Annotated in this window: 15 protein-coding genes; 7 read left to right on the top strand and 8 right to left on the bottom strand. The window is 51.9% G+C overall.

Annotated elements, in window-relative coordinates:
* The first annotated feature begins 70 nt into the window (after positions 1-70).
* From TALK_RS18650 to TALK_RS18635, 4 genes are all read left to right on the top strand, one after another.
* The gene (locus TALK_RS18650) at positions 71-994 is read left to right on the top strand and encodes a carbohydrate ABC transporter permease (protein ID WP_085620671.1); all 924 of its coding nucleotides are present in this window, start codon (positions 71-73) and stop codon (positions 992-994) included.
* A complete protein-coding gene (locus TALK_RS18645; RefSeq protein WP_085620670.1) occupies positions 991-1878 on the top strand; it encodes a carbohydrate ABC transporter permease in 888 nt (295 codons plus the stop codon). The genes TALK_RS18650 and TALK_RS18645 overlap by 4 nt, the downstream gene beginning before the upstream one ends.
* A 159-nt stretch (positions 1879-2037) precedes the next feature.
* A complete protein-coding gene (locus TALK_RS18640; RefSeq protein WP_085620669.1) occupies positions 2038-3000 on the top strand; it encodes a DMT family transporter in 963 nt (320 codons plus the stop codon).
* Between the two features lie 387 nt (positions 3001-3387).
* Positions 3388-5043 carry an alkaline phosphatase D family protein gene (locus TALK_RS18635; RefSeq protein WP_169715077.1) on the top strand — a complete coding sequence of 552 codons (1656 nt, stop codon included), beginning with the start codon at positions 3388-3390 and terminating at the stop codon, positions 5041-5043.
* Between the two features lie 128 nt (positions 5044-5171).
* Here the strand turns inward: TALK_RS18635 and TALK_RS18630 are convergent, their stop codons facing one another.
* Both TALK_RS18630 and TALK_RS18625 read right to left on the bottom strand, forming a co-directional pair.
* Entirely contained in the window at positions 5172-6767 is a 1596-nt protein-coding gene (locus tag TALK_RS18630) for a DHA2 family efflux MFS transporter permease subunit (RefSeq protein ID WP_085620667.1), read from the bottom strand.
* Position 6768: 1 nt separating this feature from the next.
* Positions 6769-7872, bottom strand: coding sequence for an HlyD family secretion protein (locus tag TALK_RS18625; RefSeq protein ID WP_085620666.1), 1104 nt, complete (start codon positions 7870-7872; stop codon positions 6769-6771).
* A 94-nt stretch (positions 7873-7966) separates the two neighbouring features.
* On the opposite strand from TALK_RS18625, the gene TALK_RS18620 reads away from it, so the two are divergent.
* Positions 7967-8626 (top strand): TetR/AcrR family transcriptional regulator, encoded by a 660-nt coding sequence (locus TALK_RS18620; protein WP_085620665.1) that lies wholly within the window; start codon positions 7967-7969, stop codon positions 8624-8626.
* A gap of 53 nt (positions 8627-8679) precedes the next feature.
* Here TALK_RS18620 and TALK_RS22165 read toward each other — a convergent pair whose 3' ends face one another.
* Positions 8680-8850, bottom strand: coding sequence for a hypothetical protein (locus tag TALK_RS22165; RefSeq protein WP_169715076.1), 171 nt, complete (start codon positions 8848-8850; stop codon positions 8680-8682).
* Between the two features lie 408 nt (positions 8851-9258).
* Here TALK_RS22165 and TALK_RS18615 point away from each other — a divergent pair, with 408 nt between their 5' ends.
* The gene (locus TALK_RS18615; RefSeq protein WP_085620664.1) at positions 9259-10473 is read left to right on the top strand and encodes an NADP-dependent isocitrate dehydrogenase; all 1215 of its coding nucleotides are present in this window, start codon (positions 9259-9261) and stop codon (positions 10471-10473) included.
* Positions 10474-10603: 130 nt separating this feature from the next.
* On the opposite strand, the gene TALK_RS18610 is transcribed toward TALK_RS18615, so the two are convergent.
* The 5 genes from TALK_RS18610 to glpQ form a co-directional block, all read right to left on the bottom strand.
* Positions 10604-11446 (bottom strand): substrate-binding domain-containing protein, encoded by an 843-nt coding sequence (locus TALK_RS18610; RefSeq protein WP_169715075.1) that lies wholly within the window; start codon positions 11444-11446, stop codon positions 10604-10606.
* A 113-nt stretch (positions 11447-11559) separates the two neighbouring features.
* The gene (locus TALK_RS18605; protein WP_085620662.1) at positions 11560-13251 is read right to left on the bottom strand and encodes a methyl-accepting chemotaxis protein; all 1692 of its coding nucleotides are present in this window, start codon (positions 13249-13251) and stop codon (positions 11560-11562) included.
* A 223-nt stretch (positions 13252-13474) separates the two neighbouring features.
* The gene (locus TALK_RS18600) at positions 13475-14338 is read right to left on the bottom strand and encodes a pirin family protein (protein WP_085620661.1); all 864 of its coding nucleotides are present in this window, start codon (positions 14336-14338) and stop codon (positions 13475-13477) included.
* A 219-nt stretch (positions 14339-14557) separates the two neighbouring features.
* The gene (gene wrbA / locus TALK_RS18595; RefSeq protein WP_085620660.1) at positions 14558-15160 is read right to left on the bottom strand and encodes an NAD(P)H:quinone oxidoreductase; all 603 of its coding nucleotides are present in this window, start codon (positions 15158-15160) and stop codon (positions 14558-14560) included.
* 188 nt (positions 15161-15348) lie between these two features.
* Positions 15349-16395 (bottom strand): glycerophosphodiester phosphodiesterase, encoded by a 1047-nt coding sequence (gene glpQ / locus TALK_RS18590; protein WP_085620659.1) that lies wholly within the window; start codon positions 16393-16395, stop codon positions 15349-15351.
* A 252-nt stretch (positions 16396-16647) separates the two neighbouring features.
* Here glpQ and TALK_RS18585 point away from each other — a divergent pair.
* A partial coding sequence (locus tag TALK_RS18585; RefSeq protein ID WP_139833881.1) for a CHASE domain-containing protein occupies positions 16648-18933 on the top strand: 2286 nt, incomplete at its 3' end.

Genomic DNA, 18933 nt, shown 5'->3' with positions numbered 1-18933 from the left:
CAACCGGGATGGGTTTTAGCCCATCCCGGCCTTATTTGTTTATCCCTTTTGATTTCAGGACGCCCCGGCAATGACGCGTTTGCCAGAAAACAATCGGCCACAAAATAATCTGATCACGCTGCAAAAACGCCGTCAGGCGCTTTATGGCTGGATGCTGATGGCACCGGCGCTGGCATTGCTCAGCCTGTTTGCATTTTACCCCACGATTGCAACGTTTTTCAGCAGCCTGTTTTCCCGTGGCACCACGCGCCACCCCAGCGTTTTTGCCGGATTTGAAAACTATGGCGACCTGTTTGCTGACCCCACATTTTGGACCGTGGCATCCAATAACCTGATCTATGCCGGGGTGACGATCCCGGTTTCGATCATTTTTGCCCTGATCATGGCATTATGGGCCAATGCCCATATCCCGGCGCGCAGTTTTATCCGCAGTGCCTATTTCACGCCGACCATCCTGCCAATGATTGCCGCCGCCAATTTATGGCTGTTTTTCTATACGCCCGATCTTGGCATCATTGATCGCATCACCGGCTTTTTCGGGGCCGAACCAACCAATTGGCTGGGCCAGCCCGAAACCGCATTGGCCGCCGTCATCATCGTGACGATCTGGAAAGAAGCCGGTTTTTTCATGATCTTTTATCTGGCCGCCCTTCAAACCATCCCGCCCGACCTGCGCGAAGCGGCCCGTATCGAAGGGGCCGGTCGCTGGACCTATACCCGGCGTGTGTTATTGCCGCTTTTGATGCCGACCACGATCTTTGTTTTTGTTAATGCGCTGATCAATTCGGTCAAGTTGATCGATCATTTGTTCATCCTGACCAAGGGCGGGCCGAACAATGCATCCAAACTGATCCTGTACTGGATCTGGGAAATGGCATTTGCCTATTTCGACCGCCCGCATGCCGCGGCCATGACCATGATGGTTCTGCTGGTGCTGGGCATCGTTGCGATTGCGCAATTCCGACTGGTTGAAAAACGGACCCATTATCGATGAACGCGCCCCTGCAAATCCCCCAATCCGCCATCGCCAAGCCGCGTCTGCAACCGCGATTGCGCAGGCCTTTGCACGCCCCCGATTTTGCCAAGGTCCTTGATACACTGGGCGCATGGGTACTGGCACTGGTCTGGATCGCGCCGCTTTTATTCGCACTTTGGGCCGCGTTACAGCCATCGGGCAGTGCGCTGGCGCTTGATTTCAGCGCACCACTGACATTCCAGAACTTTATCGATGTCTGGAACGCAGTGCCCTGGGCGGGTTATTTCATCAATACTCTGATCCTTGTCACCCTGATATTGATCGGGCAATTGGTTCTTTGCACGCTGGCGGGCTTTGCCTTTGCCCGGTTTGAATTTCGCGGACGCGATGCGCTTTTCATGCTGGTGCTGTTACAGCTTTTTATCCTGCCCGAAGTCCTGATTGTCGAAAACTATGCCATCGTTGCCAAACTGGGCCTGTTTGATACAGCCCTTGGCATCGGCCTGCCATATATGGCCAGTGCGTTTGGTATCTTCCTGTTACGCCAAGCGTTTAAATCCGTGCCGATTGAACTTGAAGAAGCCGCGCGGATTGAAGGATGCAGTTGGATGGCGGTTTTGTGGAAGGTCTATGTCCCCGCCGCCAAGCCGGTTTATCTGGCCTATGCGCTGGTGTCGATTGCCACCCACTGGAACAATTTCCTCTGGCCGCTGATTGTAACCAATTCACCCGATACCCGCCCGTTAACGGTCGGCCTGTCGCTTTTTGGCGCACCGGAAACCGGGGTTGATATTTCGGTCATCAGTGCCGCTACCATCATGACGATTTTGCCGCTTCTGGTCGGCTTTCTGATTTTCCAGCGCCAATTCATTCAGGCCTTCCTGCGCGCCGGGATCAGATAAGCCGAACCGGGCAGGGCTGGGTCAAAACAGATGCGCCAAAATCGGGCACATCGGATCTGGTGATACAAATTTGAATAACGCCCACGAAACATCGGCCATGGCTATTCATTCTTGAATCCAAGAAACTAACGAAGTTCATAACTTTTAAAGTTTCTTCATATGCCAGTTTTGATCCTGCTTTTGGGCACGACATTTATCTGGGCGCTGCTTTTGGTGTGTAACCGGATCGCGTTGACGGCGTTTGATGTCGATGTATATGCCATGACCTGCTGGCAACTGGTGTTTGGCGGGCTGGCACTGGTATTACTGGCCCCCGGGCGCCCCATTCCCTGGCGACAATTCACCCTGCCCATCAACTGGGCTTATGGGATTTTGCGCGTTCTGACCGGGGTCAGCTGGACCGCCGCGCTGGTTTATATCAGCGCACCCGAAAGCGGCATTTTATCACAAACCGGCATGCCGATGGCGGCCCTTGCTGCGACTTTTATTCTGGGCCGCGCACCGGGGAAATCAGAATGGCTGGGCCATGGCATCTTGATCATCGGGGCTGCCTGGCTGGCCTGGCATTTGCCCGGCGGACTTTTAAATCCGGCTGTATTGCTGATGCTGTCATCCGAAGTCACGGCCATTTCATCCTCGGTTCTGGCAGAAAAGCACCCGGATAATCAGATCAAGGACGCTTGGTCGCATTTGCGGTTTACCGGCGTGTTGCTGTTGATTACCGCCTCTGTCTTTTTGATTTTGCCGCCCCTGATCGGCTTTATCAGCCCGGTCCCGATCCCCTATACATCGATGGACGGGTTCTTTGGTATGGAAACCATGCTGGCAGGCCTGATCCTTGGCGCGACATTGCGCGGACCGGCGATGGTGCTGTCGCTGCGGTCAATCAAAACTGCCGGGATCGAGAAATACATTCTCGCAACCAGCATCCTGCCATTCATATTGCTCGGCCTTGAAATGCTGGCCGCCAAATTCGATCTGACACCCGCGCCAGCGCATGACAGCGTGTTCTGGGTGTCCGCCCTTTTGGTGATGCTGGGCATCATCCAGATCACCCTGTCCAAACGCCGCCATGCCAAGCGCATCAAAGCCTTGGCGCTTAGCCCCACAGCCACCGCCTGAGAAAGCCGTATTCTTGATTTGATTTCACCAACAGAGCCTTCCCCTCGCGCCACCACGCAGGGATCACTGCAGGGTCGTTACAGCAGGGCCGCCAAAATCCCCCGGCCTGGCTGAAGGCGCGGTCAGCCCCCCATTCACATGACCGCCGACCCTGTTTCATCCGGGTGTCTCCCCGCCGGATGAAATGAAACGCCCGGGTTCCCTGCCCGGGCGTTTCTTATTGTCAGCTTGGGCCAAGCCTTGGCGACAGAATTGCCAGCCCTGAGCCGCAAAACTTGAAATTGATAAATTTCGAATTTTACGTAAACTGATTTTCAACTCGGGGTAGCTTTATCTATGTAAAACAAACGTCCTGAAAACAGGCACCCCGATATGGGGAGAGATCAGATGAGAGACCTTCAACAACCCGACAATTACGAAACACTCAAAGCCAAAATCAACAGTGCGGCCATTGTTGGTCATACCACCGACACCACAACGAAAATCTGGGTTCGTGCTTTCAGGCAAGGCAAATGGACCCTGATTGTCAGCACGACCAAACTGCCCGAAAGCGCCTATGACCTGTCAGGCAAAGACCTTGGTCAGATGAAGGCGCATAATAGCGATATTGTTTTTCTGGAAGAACGCGACATCACGCGTACGACAGATCAAACCATGACGTTTGAGGTCAGCGGCCTTACCCCCGATACGCGCTATTACTATTATCTGGCATCGGATGATCCGGACCTCGCGCTTGAACGCAAGGTTGAATTGGGCGGCGACCATCAATATTGGTTCCGCACTTTGGCCAAAAACCCGCAATCTCTTTTGTTTGGGTTTTATTCCTGCCACGACCCATTCAGCGTAAAACCCAATAACGAAGGCGCATGGGACAAGTTTTATGATGTGCTCAATGAACGTCAGGCTGATTTCGTAATTGGCGGCGGCGATCAGGTCTATTGCGACACCAATCACGCATCGCAAATCCAGGATGTCTGGGTATGGTTAAAGAATAACAAGAATGCGTTGCTGGCAAAATATCGCAAGGCGAATGGTAGCCTCGACGAACCGCCCATCATTGAATATTTCACCAAGCTTTATCGCACCTATTACCGGATTTATTGGCAGTTTGAACATCTGCGCTATGTCTATCGCCGGTTCCCGCAATACATGATCTGGGACGACCACGAAATCATGGATGGCTGGGGATCCCTAACCGAGGACGAACGCAAGGCCAAGCTTGCAAACTTTTTCCAAAATGATGACGAAAACGCCAATTACGCACTTGTCATGTTGATGTTCAAGGCGGCGGCCCAAGCCTATCTTGAATATCAACACGCCCATAACCCTGACAGCATGATCATCAACGGCGATCCCGGTGCCAGTCATTGGGATTACAATTTTGATCAGGGAGCCTATGGCTTTTACATGCTGGACGTTCGCGGCCACCATGATTGCGAGCAACCCGACGGGCAACGTTTACTCGGTGCAGATCAGTTCGAACGCTTTGAAAGCTGGATCAATTCAGCATCGATTAAAAAGAAAAAGGCGATCTTTATCTGTTCACCCGTTCCGGTCGTGCATTGGAAAGAAAGTGCGGTAAACACATTTGATTTTGGCGGCCAGAAAGATGACTTCATGGATGAATGGGGCCATAAAACCAACCATGCCGAACGCAACAAAATACTTGAGCTGTTGCTGGCCCGTTCCCACGAAAACGACATCCCCATCGTGATCCTGAGCGGCGATGTCCATTGTGCCAGCGCGTTTGGGATTACGCATACCCAAACATATCCGGGCGCCAGGCTTTTCAACGTAACATCCAGTGCGATTTCACGCAGCCCCGCACCGGGCATCGCCACCGCTGCCATGCAAAAATCAGCCCCGATTGACGGGTTTGACGGGGGTCGGTTTGAACAGATGTTTCGGTTTGCCGGGGAAAACAATTTTGCCGTCATCAATGCCGACTGCCGCGACGGCGAATTACAACTTAGCGCGACATTATATTGGGCCAAACCCGGATCAGAAAGTGTAACGCAAAAGGTTATCCGGCTCGGAACCTGACAAAAAAGCCGGTCCCCCATAACTCTTGCGAGAATTCGGGGGACCGGCCAAGCCGCACTCAAGCTTTCGCTTGCGGGGTCGGGGGAACGATGTGCGGCTTGTTCTGTGTGTGTTTTGACAATCCTGTTTTAATGCGCGTCGGCGGATGGTTTGCCGGTGCGCGCCGGGCGAGCAAGTGGCAATAACAGCAAAGCCAAAATGAAAATCCCCGCCATTGCCAATTGGACATCGTTAAACGAAATCATGCTGGCTTCGCGGGTGACGATATTGACGATGGATTTCATCGCACTTGCCTGCGGGTCCGGCAGGCCCATTGCCGTGTAGCGTGCTGTCATTGTCGCCAAATAGTTCTGGAAGCCGGAATTGGCGGTATTGATATGTTCGGACAGATGGGCGAAATGAAGATCAGTGCGTTTATCCAGCAATGTGTTGATCGCCGCCAAACCAATCGCCCCGCCAAGGTTCCGCATCAGGTTATAAAGCCCGCTGGCATTTTTGATTTTTTCCGGTGGCAAGGTCCCCAACGCCAGATTGGTGATCGGCAACATGCAAAACATCAGGGCAAAGCCGCGAACGGCCTGTGGCAGGATTAATTCATGGAATGAAACCTGACTGTTTTGGAAACCGTTTAGCGCCACACCGAATGCAAACAGCGCCAAGCCAAAGCCCAGAACCACACGGGCCGGTAATTTGGCGGTCAGTTTTCCGGCAATCGGGGCCGAAATAAACTGGCAAACACCCGTTACCGCCATGATGGTCCCAATTTCCAGACTGTCATAACCCCGCACCCGGCTTAGCAGCAGCGGCAGGATATAGACGCTGCCATAAAGGCCGATGCCAAGCGTGAAGCTGAAAATACAGCCCATGGCAAAGTTACGATCCTTGAACGATCGCAGATCAACAATCGGATGGTCATAGGTAAACATCCGCCGGAAGAAATAGATCCCCGACATCACGCAGATGACGGTGCCATAAACAATGGCGCGTTCATCAAACCAGTCGTCTTTGGGACCTTCATCCAGAACATATTCCAGACTGCCCAAAAATGCCGCCATCGCCAAAAGCCCGCGCAAATCAAAGCCGCGCAAAAGCGACCGATCCCCGCGATCAATATCCAAAGTTGCCGCAACGACAAGCGCAATCAAAATCCCCGGGGCGACATTGATCAGGAACAACCAGTGCCAGGAAAATGATTGGGTCAGATAACCGCCCAAAGTCGGACCGACGGTTGGCGCCATAGTCGCAATCAAGCCAATCATCACCGAGGCCGCATTGCGTTTATCGGCCGGGAAAATGATATAGGTCGTGGCAAAGACGGTCGGGATCATCGCCCCGCCAAGGAACCCTTGAGCAGCACGGAACCAGATCATGCTTTCGATTGACCATGCAAATGCCGAGGCAATCGACATGATCGTGAACCCGATGGCCGAAAACACAAACAACCAGCGTGTTGAAATCAGGCGCGACAGGAACCCCGAAAGCGGGATCATCACGACCTCGGCAATCAGATAACTGGTCTGAACCCAACCGATTTCATCGGGGCTTGCCGACAAACCGGCCTGAATATTTTCAAGCGAGCTTGCGACGATCTGAATATCAAGGATCGCCAGAAACATGCCGACCACCATCGCGACCCAGCCGATAAACTTGACTGTATCGACATGTTGCGTCGGGTCAGCAGGCTTTGCCAAAGTGCCGGACGTGGTGGTGGCGGCGCTACTCATCTCAGTTCAGCTCCGAAAGTTCCGGCGTCGGCACAACGACACTGGCAAGACCGGTTCCGGTGGCATGTTCAGCCCCATCCGCATCCCGAATATCGACATTGACCACAGCCGACAGACCGGGGCGAAGAGCCGCGGCAAGGTCGCTGTTATCAAGGGCGATGCGCACGGGGACGCGCTGGGTGATTTTGGTGAAGTTGCCTGTGGCATTTTCCGGCGGCAGCAAACTAAATTGTGCGCCGGTGGCCGGGGCAAAGCTTTCGACACGGCCGGTGATTTCAGCATCCGGGAAGGCATCGACCTCGATCTTTACCTTCTGCCCCGGCGCCATATGGCCGATCTGGGTTTCCTTGAAGTTGGCCACAACATAAACGCCGGGCAACGGAAACAGCACAAGCAACTGTTCACCGGGTTGAACCAGCGCGCCGGTCTGAACCGAGCGGTTGCCAACCACACCGTCAAACGGCGCATAGATGCGGGTATCATCAAGTGCTTGCTGGGCGATATCACGCGATGCCTCGGCCTGTGACACGGCCCGTTCGGCTTCGATTTTCTGGGCATGCAAAACACCGATCCGGCCCTGTTCAACCGCAAGGGTCGCATTGGCCACGGCCACCTCTGCCTGCGCTTTTTGGTGGTCAGCCTTGGCGTAATCAAATTTCTGACGGCTGGCCGCGCCTTTTTTCACCAAGTCCTGATAACGGGTGAAATCCTCGGACGTGCGATCCAGTTCGACCTTGGCTATTTGCACATTTGCCCGGGCCTGATCGATTGCTGCCAATTGCAGATTAAGCTGCTCGTCCATGGTTTGCACAGCGGCACGGCGTGCTTCAAGGGTGGCCTCGGCCTGTTTTACTTCGGCGCGGTAATCCTCGTCCTTGATGCTTAACATCAGCGCGCCCTTGCGGACCGGCTGATTTTCTACAACCCGAAGATCGCCAACATACCCCGATACCTTGGGCGAAATCGCCACTTCATCAGCCTGCAAATAGGCATTGTCTGTGGTTTCGTGGAACTGACCTTCGGTCACCCAATAGAACCCGTAATATCCACCAACACCGATAATCACCACCGCAATCAGGGGCAGGATAATTTTTTTCACACTCATCGTCCGTTTGTTCCTTTAGGTATTGATCAGTACCATTTGACCCTTTATGGTACCAGTCAGTACCAAGCGTCAAGTGCAGAATTGGAACGACCGCTTGTCCGAAACAAGAAAGATTGATCCCAGAACGCTAAAACGCCGCGAGGCCATGATTGACGCCGCACGCGAACTTTTTTGCGAACATGGCCTTTCAGGCACCACGCTTGAAATGATCACGGCCGAGGCCGGGGGATCACGCCGGACGATTTATGAATTGTTTGGCAATAAGGATGGCGTATTCGAAGCGGTTATCCGTGATTGCACCGGACGGGTAACATCAATCATGGCCGATCTGGAACTGTCGCAGATGCCGCTGCGTTCCGCGCTGATCCATTTTGGCGAAACGTTGATGACGCTTCTGACCACACCGGAAACCATCCGCTATATGCGTCTGTATCTATCCGAAGTGCCCCGGTTCCCGCATCTGGGTAAGGTGTTTTATGAAAGTGGCCTTATGACCGGACGCCGGATTATTGCATCCTATTTTGAACGCCAGATGGCAGAAGGCACATTTCCGGCAGGCGACCCGAAACAGGCGGCTGTGTTTTTCACAAGTCTGATCAAGGCTGATTACGATTTTCGTCAGATGACCTATGTCGGTTGGGAACCGCATGCAAAGGACCTGCATGCGCATGTGCTGGCCGCAGTGGACATGTTCCTGCGCGGTTACGGGCTTGATCCCGAAACTGTCGATCAACACCCTGTTGTCACAGCCTGATATCGGATGTACCGACACAAGGCCTGAAAACGGCGTTGACCGACAAAACCGGATCAGAACATCACAATTAAACGATAGGCAATCGGCCCCATCATCGTGATCACGCCAACCCACACCAAGGCAAGGCCCCAGCCCCGATAACGGAAGTTGTAACCAACCCCCAAAAGGCAAAAGCCGACAATACAAAGTCCGATGATGACATTAGTTTCATATAACGTGGTCATGGAAGCCCCCTTTAGATTTCACGTTGGTGACGCCGGAGTCTTCCCTCTTGATCCCGACATTTGCAAGTTTGATCCATTCCATGTTTGCATTCTTTGATCAGGATCACATCACATTTGATGTTTTATCGCACGCGCCTTGATTTTCTATTTGGCAAAGCAACGGCCTAAATATCGGGCACATCAGCATTTTTTGAAACAAAACCAGCACGGCCTATCCTTTGCAAACCCGCCGATTTCCGCTTGGTGCGAAAGTCTTAACAAGGATGTTATGCCGCCCTCTTTGATTTTCTGATTTCATCCTGTATGTTGCGGGCTCCCGACGCGGCCAGGGCGCTCCCTCGCGCGCCGGATGAAATATTAAATGGCAGCCGCGCCGTATCCTGGCCGCGGCCAGAAAGGGAGTATTCCATGAGCAAGATTCAAGTGAAGAATCCCGTCGTCGAGCTCGACGGCGACGAAATGACCCGGATCATCTGGGACTTCATCAAGAACAAATTGATCCTGCCGTATCTCGACATTGATCTTAAATATTACGATCTGTCGGTTCAGAAACGTGACGAGACCAACGACCAGATCACCATTGATGCGGCAAACGCCATCAAGGAACATCGCGTCGGCGTCAAATGTGCGACCATCACCCCGGACGAAGACCGTGTTACGGAATTCGGCCTGAAAAAAATGTGGAAGTCGCCGAACGGCACCATCCGTAACATCATCGGCGGCACCGTTTTCCGTCAGCCGATTATTTGTTCGAACGTTCCGCGTCTGGTTCCGGGTTGGACCCAGCCGATCGTTATCGGCCGTCATGCATTTGGTGACCAGTACCGTGCGACCGATTTTAAAGTTCCGGGTGCAGGCAAACTGACGATTAAATTCCAGCCGGCAGACGGTGGCGAAGCCATTGAACACGAAGTGTTCGACTTCCCGTCATCGGGCGTTGCGATGTCGATGTATAACCTTGATGACAGCATCAGGGGCTTTGCACGTGCCAGCCTGAACTATGGCCTTAACCTTGGCTGGCCGGTTTACCTGTCAACCAAGAACACGATCATGAAAGCCTATGACGGGCGCTTCAAGGATCTGTTCGAAGAAATCTATCAGGCAGAATTCGCCGACAAGTTCAAAGCCGCTGGCATCACCTATGAACACCGCCTGATCGATGACATGGTTGCATGTGCGATGAAGTGGAATGGTGGTTTCGTCTGGGCTTGTAAAAACTATGACGGCGACGTTCAGTCCGACACCGTCGCACAGGGCTTTGGCTCGCTTGGCCTGATGACCTCGGTTCTGATGACGCCGGATGGGCAGACCATCGAAGCCGAAGCCGCACATGGTACGGTTACCCGTCACTATCGCCAGCACCAGCAGGGCAAAGAAACCTCGACCAACCCGATTGCGTCGATCTTTGCATGGTCGCAGGGCCTGAAATACCGTGGTGAATTTGATAACACCCCGGACGTCGTGAAATTTGCCGAAACCCTTGAAAAAGTCTGCGTCGACACCGTCGAAGCCGGCTTCATGACCAAGGATCTGGCACTGCTGATCGGTCCGAACCAGAAATGGCTGACCACGACGCAGTTCCTCGACAAACTTGACGAAGGTCTGAAAGCTGCAATGGCCTGATCATCAGATCATTGATCGGATTTAAGAAAACCCCGCCAGAACATTCTGGCGGGGTTTTTGTTTGTACATCTTAAGACCTATTTTTCTTGGTAAAGATGAACAACCTTTTCGTAAGTAGCCCGGTCACTCTTTACTGATAACTTGCCAGATTTTTCTCGGTGATAAGCTCATAAGGCACCCAGTCATATTGTGGCACCACATCACCGTTGACCAATTTGACCGCGTCTTGAATGGCTTTACGCCCTTGGGCCTCGGCGTTTTGCTTGACCGTAAAGGTCATCAAGCCATCGGCAACCGCAGCCAAACCATCATTGGTGGCATCCACACCGCCGATCACAACATCATCCAATGATTGGCCCGCAGTTTGATATCCCCTGATCACCCCCAATGCCATTTCATCATTATTGGCAAGGATCACATCAGCGGAATTACCGTCTTGCAGCCATTTTGCAATAAGCGCGCTGGCTTCATCACGGCTCCAATTGGCCGTTGCTTCACCAAGAATAGAGACACCGGGATAGGAGTCCGCCACCTGTTTGACACCTCTGGTTCTCCCGATGGCTGCGTTGTGATTCTCGAGCCCTTTCAGGATGAAGACCTTGGCCTTCCCTCCTTTTAGATCAGCCGCTTTGCGCATCTGCAAACGTCCAGCCACCAAATCATTTGAAATCACAATTGCAAACGGTACAGGAAAAGTGTCAACTTTTGGCGCAGTATTCAGAAAGACCAACGGGATGTTTTTCGGCGTTAACATATCCCCGAGAGCCAATAGGTCTTCGGCTGTCATACCCACAGCAGGATTCATCACCACCGCATCCACGCCTTGCTCAACGAATTCCTGTATTTGGGAAAGCTGTGTGACCTTATCATTTTTGGCGTCTTTTACGTCCAGCATCACGCCAGACATATCAGCAGCCTCCTTGATAATCGATTCGCGCAACAACTTTGGAAATGGATCGTTAAACCGCGCCATCGCGACCCCCACACGGGTTTGCGCCGATGCATCCGGAACAGCTGACAACGTGCAGGTCACAACTGTCAAAAGAATAAGAAAAAACCGCATGATTTGTATCCTGTTCATTTTTCTCAGATTGCCCGTACATTGGCGACAAATGTTCCGACTTCAGCCGACAACCCGTCGGCTTGGCGTGCCAATCCGCCCGATGCACTAAGAACCTTATCCGCAGCTTCCCCGGTCAATCCCGCACCTTCACTGACACTGGCAATCGTTTCGGACACTTCATTTGTGCTAACCGAAACGTTCTGAATATTAAGGGCAATTTCCGAAGTTGCGGCACTTTGTTCTTCGACTGCACTGGCGATTGAGACAACAATCTCGCTGACCTCTGTGATGCTTGTCGTGATCAACTTGATCGCCTCGACGGCTTGATCTGTTGTGTTCTGGATGTGATTGATCTGCTGTTCAATATCGTCGGTTGCTTTGGCGGTTTGCTGGGCAAGGCTTTTAACTTCCCCGGCAACCACAGCGAACCCTTTGCCAGCATCCCCTGCCCGCGCAGATTCAATCGTCGCATTAAGCGCCAGAAGGTTGGTTTGCTCGGCAATATCCGAAATCATTTGCACGACTTCACCAATACGCTTGGCATCATCAGACAGGGCCGACACGATGCTATCGGTTTCGCGGGCGGAATTTACCGCATCATCGGCAACCTTGGTAGATTCCGATACCCGGCGACTGATTTCCTCAATGGAAATACTAAGCTCTTCTGCGGCAGACGCTACTGTCTGAACACCCTCGCCCGCGCGCTGTGCGGCAGCAGACACCGCACCGGCCTGTTCGCCCGTATGGTTTGCCGTCACAGTCATGCCGCGCGATGTTTCTTCCAATACAGACGATGACGATGCCAGTTCTTTGGAAAGCGTTGTGATTTTTCCTTCAAAGGTCCGCACAAGATCTTCGAGGTTTTTGCTGCGTTGATCACGCTGTTCTGCGGCTTCTTGTTGTTCACCAGCCAAACGATCGGCTTCGATCATGTTATCTTTGAACACCTGAACAGCACCGGCCATACCGCCAATTTCATCGGAACGATCCACACCGGGTATTTCAATTGTCATATCCCGATCCGCCAAGCGCAGCATTGCCCGTGTGATGGTGCGAATTGGACTTGAGACACTCGAAATCACGTACCAACCAATCAAACCACACAGCACTGTCGCGATACCAAGTCCAGCAGCTATCCAAACAACCGTTTGATCCCCAAGGTGCTGTGCCTGCAAAAGCGCGTTCTGGTTTGTGGTTACGCGATAAGCCAGGACTTCATTCATCGCATCGGAAAATTTCTGTGTTGCATCAGCAAGATCGGTCATCAGAACCTGATCTGCCAATTTAACCTCGCCAGCCTTATCAAGGGCGGTGACTTCTTCCTCAACGGCCAGAAAATAAAGCCAGGCCTCACGAAACTTGCCTGCGAGTTCTTTCTCTGCCTCGGATGAAACCGTCTTGATATATCGGCTCCAATTTTCAGAAAGCTTGGCATATGCAAGTTGACCTTCGGCGGCCAACTCTTGGCGCAAAACGGGGTCTTGGGCAAAATGTCGAAGCGCATCAACAGCCCGTAACTCCTGGCTTAGGGTCGCCATTGACTGAACGATCTGAACGGTCTTGGAATTGCTGGCAATGACTTCGGTTGACTGATTGACCGCTTGCAATTGCAGAACCGAAAACACGCCAAGTGTCATAAGGCACACTAAGAACAAAACAATAGACAGAATAATTCTGCCGCGAATTGTTAGAGACTTCTTGGTTGATGCAGACACGTTCCCCTCCTGAAGGTGCTTCGGCCAAAATTTGGCACCACCTACAGAGTAAAATTGTGCACCCTAACCATAAGTTTAAGTCCTATCGCCAAATTAATATTCTGAGTTACTAAAATTACAGGCCAAAATACCACCAAAATTCAAAGGCGCAGCTTGGTCTTAAATCAAAAAATCCCGGTCGAAAAAACGACCGGGATTTTGGAAAATGGGCTGAAAATTTAGCTTAGGATGCTGCTTTGCGGACGAAATTGCCCTGCTGATAATCCTCAAAGGCCTGCTTCAATTCCTGTTTGCTGCTCATAACGAATGGGCCGTAACGCACCACCGGTTCATGCAACGGACGAGCCGCAATCAACAACATACGCCCGCCTTTCGGGCCGCCTTTTAACGTGATGCTATCGCCATCTTTAAGCACGGCCAGATGATGAGTGGCGACCGCCTTGTCGGCGACAATCGCATCGCCGATAAAGACATAGACCATCCCCGCATGACCAACCGGCACCGGCAGGGTGACTTCGCGCCCGGCGGCCAGTTTGGCATCGATAAAGACCGGCTTGGTCGCAATGCCATTCACCGGGCCGGTTTTGCCCATGAATTCACCGGCAACAAGACGCAGATCAACACCATCTTCCGGGCTGAATTCTGCAACGTCGCGGCCTTCGATATTCTGATAGCGCGGGGCGACCATCTTGTCCTTTGCCGGAAGGTTGATCCAAAGCTGGAACCCCTGCAAAAGGCCATCTTCCTGTTCCGGACTTTCGGAATGAACGATCCCGCTGCCCGCCGTCATCCATTGGACACCACCGGACCGCAATACACCTTCATTGCCCATGCTGTCTTTGTGGCGCATTGCGCCTTCGACCATATAGGTCACGGTTTCAAAACCGCGATGGGGATGTTCGGGGAAACCGGCGATGTAATCATCGGCATTATCGGTCGAAATTGAATCCAGCATCAGGAACGGATCAAGCATATCAAGCTGTGGCGACCCGACGGACCGTTTCAGTGATACCCCCGCACCGTCGGACGTATCCATGGCACGCAGGACGCGGGCAACACCGCGCGGTTTTTTGGCCTGTTCAGACATCGGATTCTCCTGTCGGCAGACAATCGATGATCTCCGCCGCGATCTGTGAAACTTCTATGCCTGATAATTTGGCACAAAACTGTCGCGAAACAATGCGCAATCAAGCATCTGATTGTTTCGCAAACCTCACCAATTTATTGAAAGAGCTCTATCACCACGACCGAACCAAAACCGGGCACAGCCCAAAGGCTGCACCCGTCATCAATTTGAAAACTGGGCCTAACCCGCCAGTTTAGCGGCCAGTTCGGCGACGTGTTTGCCCTGGAATTTGGCAATATCAAGTTCGTTTTTCGATGGTTGACGGGAACCATCGGCACCCGCCAGCGTCGACGCGCCATAAGGCGACCCGCCGGTGATTTCATCCATATTGGTCAGGCCAGAACAGCTATAAGGCACACCAACAATGACCATGCCGTGATGAAGCAATGTGGTATGGGTCGAGGTAATGGTGGTTTCCTGACCGCCATGCTGGGTCCCGGTCGATGCAAAGACCGAACCGATCTTGCCAATCAGGGCACCCTTGGCCCACAGGCCACCGGTTTGATCAAGGAAGTTGCGCATCTGGGCTGACATATTGCCAAACCGGGTCGGTACGCCAAAGATGATCGCATCATATTCAGCAAGGTCGGAAACCGCCGCAATCGGGGCAGGTTGATCCATTTTGGCACCGGCCGCCTTGGCCGCGTCTTCGGGCATGATTTCCGGCACACGTTTCACATCAACATGCGTGCCAGCGACACCACGTGCGCCTTCGGCCACGGCATTTGCCATGGTTTCGATATGCCCATACATCGAATAATAAAGAACCAGAACCTTCGCCAATCTCGCCTCCTTGGTTGAAAATCTTTCGCCCAAATCATGCGCCAATTGCTATCCAGAGAAAACGATTACATTGGAAACAATCAATTTCGCACGGGGCCTAGAATATTGGAACGTGCCGGAAACCGGACTGTTCCAATCACAGGCTGATCGTGGTTCTGATCCTGCGACCGAGTGAGTGGATGATTGGATTACTGGGGCCTTACAGCAAGATATTGCACAACTTGATCGGGGAAATCGGTAAAGACGCCATCAATCCCGGCATCGTCAAAGATCGCCTTAAGCGCGATATCCATATCCCCGGCCCATTTCGGCAACTGATCGGCACGGATGGTATAAGGATGGACTTTTAACTGGGCGCGCTGGGCGGCAATCAGGGTCGGCGTTATGATCGCCTTGCCATCGGCACTAAGCCCTTCGATGACTTGTGGCAACCATGGGCCGATACCATCGACCACGGTCGCCATTTCAGCAACACCGTCATCGGTTTTCAGATAATCATAGTCCGTGCCAACGGGCGCGCCCCATTTGTTTTCCCCCAAAAGCTGCACCAGCTTGCCCTGATAGTTAAGCTCGTTGCGGATACGTTTGGTTTCCGACCAGTCGAAACTCTGAACAAAGGAATTCGATTCCCGCGAGCCATAACCCCAATGTTCCATCACCTTGATCACAGCCGCCGTCACATCCTGACCTTCGGCCTTGTGCCAAGCCGGATCCTTGATTTCCGGATAAATGCCAACATCGCGCCCGGTTGATTTGTTCAGGCCCCGGATCAGCATGATTTCTTCTTCGAAGGTCGGGATTTTGAATATGGCATATTCGCCGGGGAAACGGTTTGGATAGACCTGATCACCGCTATCGGCCTTGAACCGTTCGGTGACATTCAGGCTTTTGAGTTCAGCAAGTGTGAAATCAATCGCGTAATAACGGCCATCTTCGCGTTTACGATCCGGGAATTTTTTTGCAACATCGGTGGTGGTATCGATATGGATGTCATGCAGGACAACCGGCACGCCGTCCTTGGACATGACCACATCCTGCTCGATGAAATCCGCCCCCATGCCATAGGCCAGCGCCTTGGCCGGAAGAGTATGTTCAGGCAAATATCCCGATGCCCCGCGATGCGCAATCACGACCCGTTCCAACGTGCTGTCCTGGGCAAGGGCCGGTGCGATCGATAACGGCAAGATTGCAAATATCGCCGCCAAAATAGCCGTACAAGAACTTTTCATCCGCATCCGATAACTCCTTCTTTTCGTAAATATTTTACCGACGATTGTGACGATAAAACACCGCAGAAACATGGCACAAACTCAAAGGGTTAAACATGATCACAGCATCAAGTCAAAAACATGCCGTGAACCCGCCACTCTAAAACTAGAAATCCCCAACTAAAAACCCAATCTATAATTGAGAGTTTATTACCAGTCGCACTGGAAATATTGGTGTTGCCATTTAGAACCAAAATATCCTTGTCAGAATCAAAAATTTTGGCCATCGCCATCGCTATCGTCGGCGCATTAATTGCAACCTGGGGATCATACGAACTTCATAAAAGCAATCTAAAATACGCAAAATCCGCTGTGCAAGAGACTGCCAGCGTAACAGCAAATGCGATAAATGAACGTTTCAAGCTGTATCAATACGGTTTACGAAGCACGAAAAGCGTGATTCTGACCGTTGGGGAAAACGATATCAGTCGCAAAAAATTCGTTCAATACAGTCAAGTCCAGAACATCGACACAGAATTCCCCGGCGCACGCGGCTTTGGTTTTATCCGCCGCGTTCCAACAGATAACGAAACAGCTTTCTTGCTTCACGCACGCGCAGATGACGCAACGGATTTTTCAATACGTCAACTGACACCCAATTCCGTAGAACGCTACGTCATTCAATATGTCGAACCCGCAGGCAGAAACAACCAAGCCATCGGTCTGGATATTGGATCTGAACCCACGCGACGCAAAGCAGCCGATGATGCAATGAAAACCGGAACGGTCCAATTATCCGGGCCGATCACACTTGTTCAGGCAACAGGCAACCCAAAACAATCTTTTTTAATCCTTTTACCGATCTATCGAGCAGACGCGCCCCTCGACACAGAACAAGCCCGTGTTGCCGCGGCCTTCGGATGGAGCTATGCGCCGTTATTAATGGAAGAAGTCCTTGCTGATCTGGACATCTATGACGGTACTTTTGACCTTGAATTAATTGACGTAACCGACCCGACCCACGCCGTCTCGTTTTTCAGAAATCTACCGTCAACTTCCCTGCAAAAAACCGATTTTACCAATAGCAGCAAGATTGACCTGTTTGGCAGAGTTTGGGTGATGGAATTTACGGCAACACCCGAATTTATTGCCAAACTTAATCTGTTACCACCTGAAACCGTTCTGGCTATCGGGTCCGCCGCCAGTATAGGACTTGGCGTTCTATTTGCCGTGGTGATGTCAAACCGGCGGAACAAACGTGAAGCCATGGCACAACGCGCCGAATTGGTATCAATTGTCGAAAGTTCATTTGATGCCATAATCGGTCGAAACTTGGATGGTGTTATCACAACCTGGAATCCCGGTGCGTCCACCCTGTTTGGCTACACCGAGGAAGAGGCCCTGGGGCAATCCTTTGATGCACTTTTGGTCCCACCATCTTTGCAACAGGAAGAATTGCAACTTCAAAGGCAACTTGAACGTGGCATTCCCATCCAAAACTTTGAGACACAGCGTCTTAGAAAGGATGGCACACACATTGACGTATCGGCCACCGCATCCCCCATCAGATCAAAAACAGGACAAATCATCGGCTCGTCAAAAACGATGCGGGATTTCACAGATCAGAAGGAAGCCCAAAAACGTATCAACGAAATAAATACCCATCTCGAAGCCTTAGTCGAGGAACGAACCGCCAAACTGACAGATGTGAATTTCTTGCTGACGAACATTTTGCGTGCAGCCTCCGAGGTCGCGATCATTGCGACAAATGAAAATGGTGTCATCACTGTTTTCAACTCCGGTGCAGAGAATTTGTTCGGATACAAGGCATCTGAAGTTATTCGTACACTTCACGTTTCGCGTCTGTTCGCACCGGCCGAGCTTAAAGAATATGCGGCAAAACTGTCCGCAAATTCAGGTGCAGATATCCCCCACGACCAGGCGTTGTTCTATGAGCCCCTTAAGGGCAATCCGACCGCGAACGACTGGACACAAATCAGGAAGGACACAACAGAATTCGCTGCATCCACGGTGATTTCCGAAATTCAATCGGAAAATGGATGTCATGGCGGCTTCTTGTGTGTTTCGATCGATATTACGCAGCAATACAATTTCAGGCATCAACTTGAGGCCGCACGCAATCAGCTTCAAATGGCCGCGGATATTGCAGAAATGGGTGTGTGGTCATGGGAACTCAGCACCGATGCGCTGCAGTGGAACCAGCACATGTTCAAAATCTATGGATATCCAGAATCCATGCAAGATGACGATGTCACCTTTGAACATTGGCGGTCTCGTATTGCCCCGGATGAACTTGAAGACGTCCAAAAACGGCTGTTTGCAACGGTAGAAGGCACCGGTGTTTTTGATATCTGTTTTAACATTGTGACACCCGCCGGTGAAAAACGCACCATCCAGACGGGCGCCAATGTTGAACGAAACGAAAATGGCACCCCGATCAGGGGCATCGGTTTTAACCGGGATATTACCGACCAGATACGTCGCGAAGAATTGCTAGAACAAGCAAGAGAAAGTGCTGACAGGGCCAATGTCGCAAAATCCAAC

This window comes from Thalassospira alkalitolerans, from assembly GCF_002115745.1.
GTDB classification, from domain to species: domain Bacteria; phylum Pseudomonadota; class Alphaproteobacteria; order Rhodospirillales; family Thalassospiraceae; genus Thalassospira; species Thalassospira alkalitolerans.
The sequence above is the reverse complement of the archived record's forward strand: the minus strand, read 5'-3'. Positions and strand labels throughout refer to the sequence as shown.